Genomic DNA, 13,528 nt, shown 5'->3' on the forward strand with positions numbered 1-13,528 from the left:
GGATCATAGTCCTTGGCACTTTTGTGGCACTCAGGCTTACCTGTCGGCGCAAAGGTGTCGTGACTCGACAAATGCGCCTTGCCGATGAAATGCGTGTCGTATCCGGCATCGCCGAATATCCCGGCAAGTCCCTGCGCGCCAAAGCTGTAATCCAAATCACGCCCGTTGTCGCGCACGCCTGTTGTATAGGGCAATTTCCCAGTCAGAATCGACGCACGTGCGGGCTGGCACATAGGATGGGGCGTGATGCATTTTGAAAACCGCACACCGCTTGCGCCGATTTTGTCGATATTCGGCGTTTTGACCCCGCGACCTTCCGGGCCAATGCAATCTCCACGATGTTGATCCGTCGAAATCAAAATGACATTGGGCTTGCGGGTCATCGCTTTCTCCTGCTGCAAGTAAATTTGGTAAGGTTACGAGCCACTGCTTCCGGCTCTACACAAACCGCCTATGATCGTCTATGATGTTAGTAAGCTAATATTGTACATTTAATATAGTCGACTAATCCAACAGGATACTAGATCAAAGAAAGGCGTTTAGCATTTGTTGGGTTAGGACGGTCGCGGATCGACTCATTACAAGAAATCATTCATTTGGCCAAACTAGCCTTCGACAAACACGATTTCGTCAAGTGCGTCTAATTATCTGTGATGGATTTGTCGGCATTTGAAAGTTTCGATCGTTCTGTTTCGCTGTGCGGCGCCCTGGCCAGTTCTGGGTAAAATTCCGGAACTAACCATCCACATTAGAGCGATCAACAGTGGCTCCCGCTTCAAATATGATCAACGACTGTGGACATATACGGACTCTCGGGGCACTTTCTGTAAGTTACCCAATTTGGGGTGGAGGAAATTCTCTGACGAACGAAGAACGAGACACCCAACGCAAACTCAGAGTGCTTCAGCATGCCGAAAAGATCGGCAATGCCCTAAGCTCTTTTTTAGGCTCCATTGGTCACAAAGAGGAAGTTGATGAAGACACCAAATTCCTCTGCCATCCATCAGAAGATAAAGGACTCGCGATGTCGTCGCGTTTCTGCGACCTTTAACTTTGTAAGTGCTTCGTCGCTCCAATCCATCAAAGAATCGGGCCCACACATAAATACCTCGCGATCCTGCAAGTCTGCGACGTTTCGTAGGTCGTCAATCTGCAATCGTCTCTGCTCAAGCGTCAATCCGCCGTCTGAGAGGTTCTGGCTCAGGTCATCGAAAGTAGATAGAGAATTTTCCGCCTGTTCCCGGGCGCTCTGAAACGCCAGCACATTCAGGCTCACACCAGACGGTATGGCGCTGCTCTGCGAAATAAAATGCCGCACGACATTAATGTCGTCATCGCGTCCGGCAAAGACAAGAACGATATCGGTCGACAGATGGCCGGGAACCGCGATCGCGACCTTTTTGATCCCGTCCCACATTGGCATGAATGGGGTGATGCCGACGCCGCCTGCGACCCAAAGCATCCTTGTTGGGACGGCAGGAGGGCCCCCTTCAGAGTCTGGAGAAAAGCACGTGAAGCCGGCCCCAGTGCCCTTGAAATCAACCGGTATCTTTTGCGCGATCAGCTTGTCTGCATTGTCGTGCATAACATTTGACATCAGACCGCCGGGCTTGCGCTTGACGGTAACGCTGACCCGATTGCCAGCGCGAAAAGAACGGCTTTCAGCATCAAAATCCGGTGCGCTCGAAATCGTCCAGGTGCGCACATAATCCTCGTTGACCAACTTAGGGTTGGCCTCGTTCATATGGCTGTATCCGGTATCCAATATCTTCGAGAAGTCGAATACGCCGAAGCCGCCGGGCATAGGCGCATCGATCGGGGAAGACAGCTCGAAGTTGAACGTCTTGATACTTTCGGAAAGGTCTTGCGTTGACGCGAGCGTGGCTGTGATAGCAGTCAGACCGTCTTGGGTGGCAATGGCGTGCCCCATTTCATCCAGTTCCTGCTGCAAGTACTTTACCGGCGGGTTGTAAGGCGAAAGCTGCTCTTCGGACGTCAGCCTGAGGTTGAGGCCATTATTGACCAGGACCGCGCCGGTGACCTTGATGCGCGTCAACAGGTTGGTGCGCGGCATGAGCGCTTCGGCGTCCGCATTTAGCAGGTTTTCAGCCTCACCGGTCACGTAAAGGACATGACCATTGGCGAAGTCGGGAAAGACGAGCCCGACTTGTGGATCGGTCTCGATATTGCCCAAGGTCTGATAGAAGCGATTGCCGGAATGGTCCGGCAAAACCAGATATGTCGCGACACCGTCACCATCTTCCTCTTCGTAGACGCGCGTAAAACCAGGGGCGCCGCCACGGTGATTGACACCCATATCAGTCTGGACGCCCGAAGCCTTGTCCTTGGCACTGTGTTTCGTCGCAAGAAAGACAGTGCTTGCGCGGTCAACTACGGCTTTGGCATCCGCAGGCAGGGCCGATGTGCTTGTGTCAAAGCTGTCATAAGAAAGTTCCGCCTTGCGCTGCGCGGGGACCAATGTGCGCACGGTGATGTATTTCGGGCAATTCCCAAGATGTTGATCGGAGTTGAGGCGAAGTCGCAGTTTTCCTGCCTGTTCGACGGAAGCCGTGCCGATTGACCCGGCCAGTTTGTTACGACGACGATTGCTGAAATCGACCCCAACGCCAGCAAAAAGCCGTTCTTCCCCGGGGGATGTCGGCTGCTGCTGCAAGGCACGCGCAAATGGGTCAAAAGGGGACGTCTGGGCGACGACATCCATTGTGTTTTTACCCTCCACCTTGATGCCGATGGACGGGTCATTGTCCGCCGTCGTGACCAAAAGGCTGATCCACGGACGCCCCTGATTGTCGAGCGTGGCCAATGGTAGGTAGGACAGACCAGCAAAGAAATCCGCGTGCTGCGGCGGCATATCGCGGTCGATAAAATGCGGCAGTCCGTCGACGATTAGCTGCGGCGTGTTGAGACGCTCTTGCAGCAGCAACTCACCTTTGTGCGATTTATGTATCTGTGCCATTGTAAGTTCCCTTTGCTCCTCTCGCGACGGGCTGAATTCAAGCTGCAATTGTCTGCCAGCACTTTCTGCCGTTGAACGGTTCTGTGCAGCCCTTGCGGGTTAGAACCGCCCTGTTCAAAAACGCTGTTTGCGGTCCCGAGCGAGAGGCTAAGTCACCTCCGCCCAAATGAGCCCCCGCGAGGGCGTAGGAGCTATTTTCAGGGGCCGTTTATTCAGCCACTAGGCCAACGGCTGTTGCCGGCATGGCTTCAAATCCTGGCAAGGCTTCAAACCGGGCAATCCAAGCGCGCACATTCGGGTAGGGGTCAAGCGAGATATTCCCTTCCGGCGCGTGAGCGGTGTAGGAATACGTTGCAACGTCTGCAATTGTTGGCCGGTCACCAACAAGCCAATCACGACCTTCAAGCCCTTTTTCAAGCTTTTGCAGAGCTCTTTCGGCCGTAGCCGCTGCGAAATCCGGGTCCAACTGTGCACCAAATACCGTGATCAATCGTGCGGCACAGGTGCCAAAGGCGATCTCACCGGCTGCCAGCGTTAACCATCGCTGGATATTGGCCTCATCAACCGGCGTGTTCGGCAGCCAATCTGGCGCGAAAGTCCGGGCAAGGTATACAAGGATTGCGTTGGAATCTGGCACGGTGATTTCGCCATGCTCCAAAACCGGCACCTGACCATTCGGGTTCATCGCCAGAAATTCGGGCGACTTATGCTCGCCGGCTACCAAATTGACTGGAACAACTTCATGGGCGATCCCCGCGAGTTTTGCAAAAACCAAAGCTCGATGTGCATGACCTGATTTTGCGAAATGGTGAATGCGAACAGCGTTTGACATTAGTCTCTCCAGTGATTCTACTTATCCTAAAGAGCAGATACACGCTGCACTGCTGGGGGATAATTGCCAAATTCAGCGTAACTTTAAGCCCTGAAAGGGCGCAATAGTATGGACAAGATTGATCGCATGCGGGCCTTTGCGCTAGTTGCAAAGAACGCCTCTTTTACTATCGCCGCAACGCGCATGGGCCGATCTTCGCGTTTAGTCAGCAAATATGTGGCTGACCTTGAGAACGCGCTTGGCGTGCAGCTGCTCAATCGCACGACACGCAGTGTTTCACTGACAGATGCGGGCGCGACATACTTAGCCATGTGCGAGCCGCTTCTCGAAGGGTTCGATGAGCTTGAAGAAAGGATCAGAAGTGATCAGGCTTCGTTGCATGGCGTGATCCACATCTCAGCGCCGACTGGATTCGGCGCACTACGGCTTGCGCCTTCGCTTGCACGGTTTGCCTCGGAACACCCGAATGTCGAACTCGACTTGCAGTTCTCTGACCGCAGGGTGTCGATTATCGAGGAGGGCTTTGATCTCGCCATCAGGATTGGCCCGATGCGAGATAGCTCTCTCAGAGTGCGAAAGCTCGGTCACATGCCTTTGGTCGTATGTGCATCACCTGACTACTTGGAGCGTGTAGGCACGCCAGATCACCCACACGCTTTATTGGCGCATGAGTGCATTCTTGACGGCAATAACACCGAGCCGACGATTTGGAGGTTTCACATAAATGGCCAAATAGAGGCAGTGCCGGTAAGCGGACGATTTCGGATGAACGCGCCCGCAGGAGCAGCTCACATCGCGGCATCTGGGGTCGCAATAGCTCGATGCCCCGCTTATACAGTCGCCAATGCGTTGGACTCCGGAGATCTAGTAGAGCTTTTTGCAGAGAACCGTGTCTCACCTTATGTTGTTGCTGCACTTTTCCCGCAAAACCGACATCTCTCCACAAGAGTGCGCGCGCTTATTGATCACCTGGTCGGTGACGCGACATTGTGTCTTGAAGGCTCACTATCCGTGATAAACAAGCGATCGCCTTAGATTTCAATATATCACGGTTGAAGCAAGCGCGCGCCTTTGTTTACTCAAGGAACGCTGCGACGGTTTCCGTTATCTCAGCTTCAGCTTCTCTTCGCTGAAGACTTCGGTTGCGGTGCGCCATCCCAGAAACTGTCTTGGCGTACTCGTCAGGCGGGCGTAAAGCGCCTTCATATTGCGATTTGATAGCGCGGTGTAAATATGTACGGACTCCCGCGGGACTTTCTGTAAATTACCCAATTTGGGGTGGAAGAAGTTTTCATGAGGAACAAACAACGAGACGTCCAACGTCAACTCAGAGTGCTTCAGCATGCAGAAAAGATCGGCCATGCCCGTGAGCAGCCTTATCTGACTGGTCCGGTTTGATTGTTAGTGCACCATCGGCCATTGATCCGTCGGGATGATGGTTTCAAGCGCCTGGCGGGCGATAGCCCAGTGCACTGTGGGGGCGTTTTGTGTTGTAATGCCTCCTCCCTTGTTCGATCAGGATTTGTGCTTCGCGCAAGCTGTAGAAGATTTCACAGTATCCGTTCTCCCACGGGCACCCCGGTTCGATGTAAGCTGTCTTAGCGCCAGCGGCGGCGATCCAGTCTCGGACAGCCGGGGCGACGGACACTATTCTGTTACATGGGTGCCGATGGCAGACGGTCAGCGCATCATCGCAGAGATGTAACTCAGTATTTTCTTCGACCAAAACCCAGTTCGCCAGACAGAGTCAGCTTTAGCCCACCGCAGTGCACACCGGCCCTTGCAGGCAATGGGATCGTATTCGACAATGTAGTTAGCCACTAAAGCCCCTCAACAAAGGGGCTTCAGGAGTCGATTCCTGGCTGTGTTAGCGATTTACTAAAGTGTTATCAGACCGTTGCTGACGCCGCCGTCTCTTCGGTGCTTTCACGCGGGCGCAAATGTTTGAGGTACCGTTTCTCTGCCAATTTGAACGCGACGGTTATCATTAATACAATGGCCATATAGAACAGCATTGCGGTGACGAACCCTTCATAGGCGAGGTAGTAGCGTCCGTTCAGCCAACGGCCAACGCCCAGCAAATCCTGCAACGTTACAGTGCTTGCGATCACTGAACCATGCAGGGTGAAGATCACTTCGTTTGAGTATGCGGGTAACGCACGACGGAAGGCGCTTGGAAGCACAACCAGCCGGGTACGCAGCCAAGGCGACATGCCCGCAGCAACGGAAGCTTCGATTTCTCCGCGAGGTGTCGTTTCGATCGCACCACGCAGGAATTCGGTTGTATAAGCCGCTGTATTCAATGTGAAGGCAATCAACACGCACCACCAAGGATCGCTGAGGATCGGAGACCACAGAAAGCTCTCGCGTACCGCTTCAAATTGACCGAGGCCAAAGTAAAAGAGGTAAGTTTGCACAAGAAGCGGCGTGCCGCGGAAGGCGTAGGTATAGCACCAGATGATTGGGTTAAGGACACTCACCTTATTGGCGCGTGCCAGCGCCATTGGGATTGCCATAAGACCGCCAATCAGCAGTGCAAGAAAGGTCAGTTGAAGCGTGACAAGCGCACCTTCGAAGAACTTATCGAGGTTGTCATAGACCAGCACGAAATCAAGCGGCGCTTGGTTTTCGCTGAAGTCACGCAGGTATTCCCAAAAGGTCCGTTCGGCTTCCATGTCTTACGCCTTTCTTGTGCCGACGTTGTATTTCCGCTCGACCCAACGCAGTGCCAAATCCGACAGTGCCGTGATAACCAGATAGATCGCCAGAACCGCAATCATGAATGTAAAAAGCTTGTGGTTGGAGCGACCCGCAGAGAAGGCATTCCAGACCAGATCATGCAATCCAATCACCGACACAAGCGCCGTGGCTTTTACCAAAACCAACCAGTTGTTGGTGAAACTTGGCAACGCATAACGAACCATCTGTGGCCATGTCACATTTGCAAAAACTTGCCGAGGTGACATGCCTACAGACTTGGCGGCCTCAATTTGGCCGACGGGGATCGCGAGTATGGCGCCACGGAAAGTCTCTGCCATATAGGCGCCAAATATAAAGCCAAGGGTCAGAACCCCAGCAAAGAACTGGTTGACGTCCACATAGCCCCAAAGCCCGGTGACACGGCCCATGTCGTTGATCAGAAGCTGACCCCCAAAGAAGATCAGCATCATCAAAACCAACTCTGGCACGCCACGGACGAACATTGTGTAGAGCAGACCGAGACGTCGGAAGGTGACTGACTCAGACAATTGAGCAAAGGCGCCACAAAGGCCGAACACGATCGAAAGTATCAAGGACAGGACCGCAAGGGATACTGTCACAATCGTTCCGTCGATCAAAACCTGTCGGTATTGAATGAGTGTATCCATCAGGAAGCCACCGCCTTAGGGTTTATGCGCAGGTCACGCCAGTCAGAGGGCAACGGGGCCGGTTAGCAGCCCCGTCCCGAAACCGTGATTATTTACCGTAGATGTCGATCGCGAAGTATTTGTCGTTGATCGCTTTGTAGGTGCCGTCTGCACGGATCGCTTCGATCGCCGCATTCAACTCTGCAGTCAGAGAGTCGCCTTTGCGAACCGCGATTCCTGTGCCTTCACCCAAGCACGCGACGTCATCCAGATTGCCACCGAGGAAGGCGAAACCCTGACCTTGGTCGGTGTTCAGGAAGCCGTCAATAGCTTGCAGAGTGTTGTTAACTTGCATGTCCAAGCGACCCGCTACGAGGTCAGCGAATACGTCTTCTTGAGTGTTGTAGAGTTTGATATCCGCATCTGGGAAATGCTTCTCTACGTAGCACTGCATGGTTGTACCGCGTAGAAGGCCGATTTTCACGCCTGCGGTGCCTTCTTTGGTCAACTCAAATTGAGCACCTTCTTTGGCGATGAAGCGAGTTGGGGTATCGTAATACTTGTTGGTGAAGTCGACCTTCTTTTTGCGATCTTCTGTGATCGACATAGAGGCAACGATCGCGTCGTATTTGTTCGCCAGAAGCGCTGGGATCATGCCGTCCCATTCTTGCTCGACCAGCTCACATTCGCGTTCCAGCTCAGCACAGAGCGCCTTTGCGATGTCGATGTCAAAGCCGGACAATGACCCGTCTGCTTCTTTCTTAGAGAACGGAGGGTATGCACCTTCCACACCAAGGCGCAGAGTTTCAGCAGAGGCCATGCCGCCTGCGATCAGTGTGGCCGCAGTTAGTGCGGATGCAACAAGTGTTTTGGTAAGTTTCATTGACTTATCTCCCTGAGGGGTTGTTGGAGTTGAGGGCGCGATGTTGGTCACCGCTTTTTAGTCTCGGGCGTTTGCCAGAAATTCTTGGAAGCGTTGTGTCTGAGGGTTCGTGAACATCTCTGCAGGATTCCCCTGCTCTTCGATCAATCCCTGATGTAGGAAGATCACTTTGTTAGAGACATCGCGCGCGAACCCCATTTCATGGGTCACAACAACCATGGTGCGCCCCTCTTCTGCGAGGGAGCGAATGACTTTCAGAACCTCACCAACCAATTCCGGGTCAAGGGCAGAGGTCGGTTCGTCAAACAGCATCACTTCGGGTTCCATGGCCAATGCGCGCGCAATCGCAGCGCGTTGCTGTTGGCCGCCTGAAATGTGGCTTGGATAGTAGTCGCGTCGTTCAAACATGCCGACACGTTCAAGCACTGCCTTTGCCTTTTCAATCGCTTCGGCTTTTGGCTGCTTCAGAACATGTACCGGACCTGCGATCACATTCTCTAGAATGGTCATGTGGGACCAAAGGTTGAACGATTGAAACACCATCGCCAAACGAGCCCGAATACGCTCGACCTGGCGGGGATCAGTTGGACGGAACGCACCATGTTTGTTCATGCTCATCTTGATCTCTTCACCGTGCACGGTGATCGTGCCTGCGTTGGGGGTTTCCAAAAGGTTGACGCAGCGCAGGAAGGTACTTTTACCAGAACCGGATGAGCCGAGCATCGAAATGACATCACCTTCACGCGCTTCAAGAGAAACGCCTTTAAGCACCTCGTGAGAGCCGTAGGACTTGTGAAGATCACGAACCTGAAGCGACAGGTTTGCATCGAGATTTGTGTCTAATGCGGCCATGTGAAGTCTTTTCAATTGGGGTTGTGGTGCAGGTCACATCACGGTAGCGATGCGGTAAGATTTAGAAAAACAGGAAAAACTGGCTCTCAGCAATGGTTTTTGCTACGCTCACGTAATGACAACTTATCTTCGCCATTTGAACGCCCTGCGGGCCTTCGAAGTTGCTGCACGACATGAGAGTATTTCTAAGGCTGCTGCCGAACTTAACGTCAGCCATTCAGTGGTCAGCCAGCATATCAAAATCCTTGAAGCGTGGTTTGATACTGAGCTATTTCAGCGCACTGGAAACCGCATCAAACTAAGCGATGATGGACGGTCTTTACTGCCAAGGGTATCGGCGGGGTTGCAGACCTTAAAAGATGCTTGCGCAGACCTTCTCAGCGCCACGCAAAAGGGGACTTTGGTTATCAGCGCTGAGCCTGCACTCGCATCACTTTGGCTGCGGAGATATGTTGCAGAGTTTTGCGACGAATTTCCCAATATTGACGTGGACTTACGCCCTGCCTGGCTGCCTCCTCAACTGGGTGAAGATCATGCCGATTTGATCATCCACTTTGAGACACGCCTGCCCATGAAGGGAGTGCGAAAACAACGGATTTTTCCTATCGAAGGCTATCCTGCGTGCTCTCCGGAATTGGCCGCCAGCCTGCCGAAGGTTGACGGCAAAATCGATTGGAATGCAGCCCCTTTGGTACACGATAATGGGCGTGAAATTTGGCAGAAATGGTACTCGGCTCACCAACCGGGATCGCAGGCCTGGGAAGAAGGACGCGTCTATTCCGATCTGTCATTGGCGATCCACGCGGCGGCAGATGGTGACGGAATTATTCTTGCCGATGATATCCTCTGCGCGCAAACCATACAGAAAGGCACATTGGTGGCAGTGGATGACCGCCGCGTTCATTGCGTTTGGTACGCGCTCGCCAGCCCAAAATCTGACAAAAGAAAACCGGCGGCAGATACGTTTACTGAATGGTTGCTCAATCGCATCTCCCGCCTAGAGGTGTAAGACAGGTCTTAGCCGTCCTGCAACAAGCGACCGATGAGTTCTTTCACAATCTTCGCCGCGACCATCGCGGTGATATCTGCTGGATCGCGGTGTGGATTCAACTCGACCACATCCGCGCCAACAAGCTGACCTTTGAATGTGTGAATGATATCCAGCACCTCACGCGTGGACAGCCCGCCGGGCTCATAGTGCGACACCCCCGGAGCGCAAGCGGGGTCAAGCGCATCTAGGTCGAAGGATAAGTAGACCGGCCCCTCAAAAGCGATCTCTGACACGCGGCTGAGGTCGCGCATTTCATGAATGTCGATGCCAAAGCGTTCTGCTTGTTCGCGTTGATGTGCATTTAGAGTACGAATACCAACCTGAACGAGCTTCTTGACCTTGCCACTTTCCATCAGCCGGGCAAAGGGCGATGCGTGGCTGAACGGATTGCTTTGCATGTCATCATAAAGATCAGGGTGGGCATCGATATGAAGGATATTCAGCCCGTCATAATGCTCTGCATGAGCAGAAATGACAGGAAATGCGACAGAGTGATCGCCGCCAAGACTTAGAACCCGATGACCTTCTTTTATCTGCTTCGCAACACCCGCTTTGATTGCTTCAAAAGCCTCTGCACCGCTTTTGCTCTGCAGATCAATATCACCGGCATCCTGCCAAAAGTCCTTGTTCCCAAGGTCATAGCCGGTTTCACTCCACATGTTCGCGGAGTCGCACGCAATTGCTTCCCGAATACGGGCCGGCGCCATCGCTGGGCCGGTCATATAGCTGCTGTTGTTGTCCTGAGGGAGGCCCAGAAGCTTGATCATTCTTAACGTCCTTAATTACTTCTCTGCACGCCCAAGCAAATCGCGTGCAATACGTTCAAAAATTGCACCACCGACGGGGATCAAATCGTCAGGGAAGTCATAATCGGGGTTATGCAACGCAGCATAATCATGTCCCGGACCAAGGCATAGCATCGCGGCTTTCGCCCCCCAACCAAATACACCAAAATCTTCAGAGGCGCGCATCGGAAGCCCAAAATCTCCGCTTTCAACATCAATTGCTGTCATCGCGTTAACCGCAACATCTGTCGCCTCGGGATCATTTATAGAAGCCGCAAAAGCATCAAAGACGTCAAACGACACGTCTAGACCATATTTTTCCGCCTGTGCCTGCGCCAAAGCACGCGCGTCTTTGTCGATGTCTTCCATCGCTTCATCATGAGCCGTGCGCAAAGTCGCATAGATCACAGCTTCGCCCGGTGCGACGCCAAAAGAAGGCTCGCCGATTTGCACGTGGGTAATTGTCACAAGGCGGAAGTCGTCATCCAACTTGCCCCCCTGCCCCAGACCATCCAGCGCAGGGATCAAGCTGGCGACCGCACGTGCGGGTGATACTCCATCTTCAGGGTCAGCCGCGTGTGCGGTCTTGCCGGCCAGTTTGATTTCCAGCCCCTGAGAGGCACAGTTGATCAGCCCTGTTTTAGTGGAAACATAACCAAATGGGCGCCCCGGCTCGATGTGGATCGCAAAGGCCCAATCGGCTTGGATTTCCTTATAGGCTGGATCTGCCACAACCGCTTTTGCACCGCTCCCGTCTTCTTCGGCAGGTTGGAACATCAAAATAACACGCCCCTTCGCAACCGGTTCGCGCGCAATTTGGCGACCGAGCGCCAATAGTATGGTCATATGGCCATCATGACCGCAAAGGTGCCCTTTGCCGTCAATCTCAGACTTCCAAGGATTGTCGGAAATCTCCTGAATGGGCAGGGCATCTAGCTCTGCACGGAACAGGACAGTAGGGCCTTCCACTCCGCTATCAAAAACCGCCGCGACCCCGTGACCGCCAAGGCCTGTCAGAACCTTTGACGGATTGAGCGGCTTCAGCGCCTCAACGATGGCGCGCGCAGTTTCGACTTCTTCACCTGACAATTCAGGACGTTTGTGCAACTCACGCCGGAAAGCAGTCAATTCATCAAGGTCTGAATTTGTCAGCATTTGATAATCCTTTGTTGGCCAACACTAATGCCCATTGTTTTGAATGAACCCACACTATTACACGGGCAGATAATTTGGCAGACTGCGAATTTCTGACGCTCAGTGATTGATTTTCCGTCAGTGGCTAACTGAGCATTGCTCATGAAGCGGGAGCGAGCTTCAGCAGGACTATCCCCACAACGATCAAACCTATTGCAAGAAGCCGCAACTCCGTTGCTGCTTCTGCTAGATAGAAGATACCGAACAGTGCGGTGCCAACAGTACCAATACCTGTCCAAACTGCATAGGCCGCCGCGAGTGGTAACTCTCGCAATGCTGCTGCCAAAAACGCGATGCTGATCACCATGGAGGCTCCCGTGAGCAGCGTGGGGATTGGTTTTGACATACCGTCAGAATATTTGAGTCCGACGGCCCATCCGATTTCGAACAAGCCAGCCATCGCGAGAAAGAACCAAGCCACGCTATGCTCCTTCGACTTCAGTAAGGCATTCAACAAGCTGCGCCATAAATCCCGCTCCTTTGGCAAACTGATCCAAAGAGATGAATTCGTTGGGTTGATGGGCCTGAGCAATATCGCCAGGGCCACAGACCACTGTTGAATAGCCATGTTGCTGAAAGAGTCCAGCTTCGGTCAAGAAGCTGACCACGCGCTCTTTCTGCGAAGAAGACAGTCTTCGAGCTAATTTCAATGCGGTGCTATCTGGTTCATCCATCAATCCCGGCGCGTAGAAATCTCGATCAATCGAGATGCCAGCCTCTAAGCGCACTGCTTTCATACAAGCATCAAGTCGCACAACTTCAGCTTCAAAGGCTTGCAGCAACTCCGCAAAATCATCTCCTGGAACGATGCGGAAATCGATCACAAAAGCGCAGTCTTTGGCGGTGATATTCAGCGCGGTTCCGCCCGAAATTTGCCCGACGTGGATAGTTGAATAATGGGGATCAAAGGCAGCATTAGGAACAGACGGATCACGAGCTGAAGCGCGATCATTCATCTGATTGGCCCATTCAATCAGCCGCGCTGCCATCATCACAGCGCTGACCCCTTTGTGCATGATCGACGAATGCACCTCAAAACCATGCACATGCACTTGATAGCCGAAACCGCCGTTATGGGCGGTCACCAAATCCATCGTAGTCGGCTCGCCTACAATTACAGCTTCGGCTTTGGGAAAGCCGCTGGATTGCATATGATCCAACATGATCGGTGCGCCGGTCATCCCGACTTCTTCGTCAAAGCTGAGCGCGATTTGCAATGGACGGGCGATACCGGCCTTTAGGGCATAGGGTACCGTCGCCAAGGACAGCGCCACAAACCCTTTCATATCGCAGGAGCCGCGACCAAAAAGTTTGCCATCCCTTTCGGTCAATTGAAATGGGTCACGGTCCCAGTTTTGCCCTTTGACCGGAACAACATCCGTATGACCCGAGAGCAAAACGCCCCCATCCTTGCGGGGACCAATATTGGCATAAATCGCTTCTTTGGGTTCAGTGCCGTGCGAAACCCGAATGGGTTCCACACCATGGGATCGCAGATACCCATCAACGTATTCGACCAAGGCCAAATTGCTGGTGTCGCTGACCGTCGGAAAGGCAATCAAACGCTCTAGAATATTCCGCGCGGTCGAAAGGATATCTGCCTGCAT

At 53.1% G+C, this 13,528-nt stretch carries 13 protein-coding genes and 2 pseudogenes; 2 read left to right on the forward strand and 13 right to left on the reverse strand.

From position 1 onward, the window contains the following. The 3 genes from BUA39_RS08505 to BUA39_RS08515 form a co-directional block, all read right to left on the reverse strand. Positions 1-383: sulfatase-like hydrolase/transferase (locus BUA39_RS08505; RefSeq protein WP_165610504.1), on the reverse strand; the 383-nt coding region annotated here is incomplete at its 3' end. 620 nt (positions 384-1,003) lie between these two features. Continuing rightward, entirely contained in the window at positions 1,004-2,977 is a 1,974-nt protein-coding gene (locus tag BUA39_RS08510; RefSeq protein ID WP_072792794.1) for a pyridoxamine 5'-phosphate oxidase family protein, read from the reverse strand. A gap of 208 nt (positions 2,978-3,185) precedes the next feature. Beyond that, positions 3,186-3,809: a glutathione S-transferase family protein gene (locus BUA39_RS08515; protein ID WP_072792797.1), complete on the reverse strand. Its 624-nt coding sequence runs from the start codon at positions 3,807-3,809 to the stop codon at positions 3,186-3,188. A gap of 108 nt (positions 3,810-3,917) precedes the next feature. Between BUA39_RS08515 and BUA39_RS08520 the strand changes: the two genes are divergently transcribed. Then, positions 3,918-4,844: a LysR family transcriptional regulator gene (locus BUA39_RS08520; RefSeq protein WP_072792799.1), complete on the forward strand. Its 927-nt coding sequence runs from the start codon at positions 3,918-3,920 to the stop codon at positions 4,842-4,844. 69 nt (positions 4,845-4,913) lie between these two features. Here BUA39_RS08520 and BUA39_RS17095 read toward each other — a convergent pair. From BUA39_RS17095 to BUA39_RS08550, 6 genes and pseudogenes are all read right to left on the reverse strand, one after another. Then, a pseudogene (locus BUA39_RS17095) lies at positions 4,914-5,033 on the reverse strand (IS30 family transposase); the annotation flags it as partial. 177 nt (positions 5,034-5,210) lie between these two features. Beyond that, a pseudogene (locus tag BUA39_RS08530) lies at positions 5,211-5,451 on the reverse strand (integrase core domain-containing protein); the annotation flags it as partial. Between the two features lie 247 nt (positions 5,452-5,698). Further along, positions 5,699-6,484 (reverse strand): ABC transporter permease, encoded by a 786-nt coding sequence (locus tag BUA39_RS08535; RefSeq protein WP_072792804.1) that lies wholly within the window; start codon positions 6,482-6,484, stop codon positions 5,699-5,701. Positions 6,485-6,487: 3 nt separating this feature from the next. Continuing rightward, positions 6,488-7,177 (reverse strand): ABC transporter permease, encoded by a 690-nt coding sequence (locus tag BUA39_RS08540; RefSeq protein WP_072792805.1) that lies wholly within the window; start codon positions 7,175-7,177, stop codon positions 6,488-6,490. An 88-nt stretch (positions 7,178-7,265) separates the two neighbouring features. Further along, positions 7,266-8,039, reverse strand: a complete 774-nt coding sequence (locus BUA39_RS08545) for a transporter substrate-binding domain-containing protein (RefSeq protein WP_072792806.1) — start codon at positions 8,037-8,039, stop codon at positions 7,266-7,268. Between the two features lie 57 nt (positions 8,040-8,096). Next, positions 8,097-8,891, reverse strand: a complete 795-nt coding sequence (locus tag BUA39_RS08550; protein ID WP_072792807.1) for an ABC transporter ATP-binding protein — start codon at positions 8,889-8,891, stop codon at positions 8,097-8,099. A 115-nt stretch (positions 8,892-9,006) separates the two neighbouring features. Here BUA39_RS08550 and BUA39_RS08555 point away from each other — a divergent pair, with 115 nt between their 5' ends. Continuing rightward, positions 9,007-9,900 (forward strand): LysR substrate-binding domain-containing protein, encoded by an 894-nt coding sequence (locus BUA39_RS08555; protein WP_072792808.1) that lies wholly within the window; start codon positions 9,007-9,009, stop codon positions 9,898-9,900. A gap of 8 nt (positions 9,901-9,908) precedes the next feature. On the opposite strand, the gene speB is transcribed toward BUA39_RS08555, so the two are convergent. The 4 genes from speB to argE all read right to left on the reverse strand — a co-directional run bounded on the left by speB (position 9,909) and on the right by argE (position 13,528). Next, entirely contained in the window at positions 9,909-10,709 is an 801-nt protein-coding gene (gene speB, locus BUA39_RS08560; protein WP_072792809.1) for an agmatinase, read from the reverse strand. 15 nt (positions 10,710-10,724) lie between these two features. Continuing rightward, complete coding sequence (locus BUA39_RS08565) at positions 10,725-11,882, reverse strand: amidohydrolase (RefSeq protein WP_072792810.1); 1,158 nt, start codon at positions 11,880-11,882, stop codon at positions 10,725-10,727. A gap of 139 nt (positions 11,883-12,021) precedes the next feature. Beyond that, on the reverse strand, positions 12,022-12,342 hold the full coding sequence (locus BUA39_RS08570; protein WP_072792811.1) for a DMT family transporter: 321 nt from the start codon (positions 12,340-12,342) through the stop codon (positions 12,022-12,024). A 1-nt stretch (position 12,343) separates the two neighbouring features. Continuing rightward, positions 12,344-13,528 (reverse strand): acetylornithine deacetylase, encoded by a 1,185-nt coding sequence (argE, locus tag BUA39_RS08575; RefSeq protein ID WP_072792812.1) that lies wholly within the window; start codon positions 13,526-13,528, stop codon positions 12,344-12,346.

Source organism: Cognatishimia maritima, assembly GCF_900129685.1.
Classification (GTDB): domain Bacteria; phylum Pseudomonadota; class Alphaproteobacteria; order Rhodobacterales; family Rhodobacteraceae; genus Cognatishimia; species Cognatishimia maritima.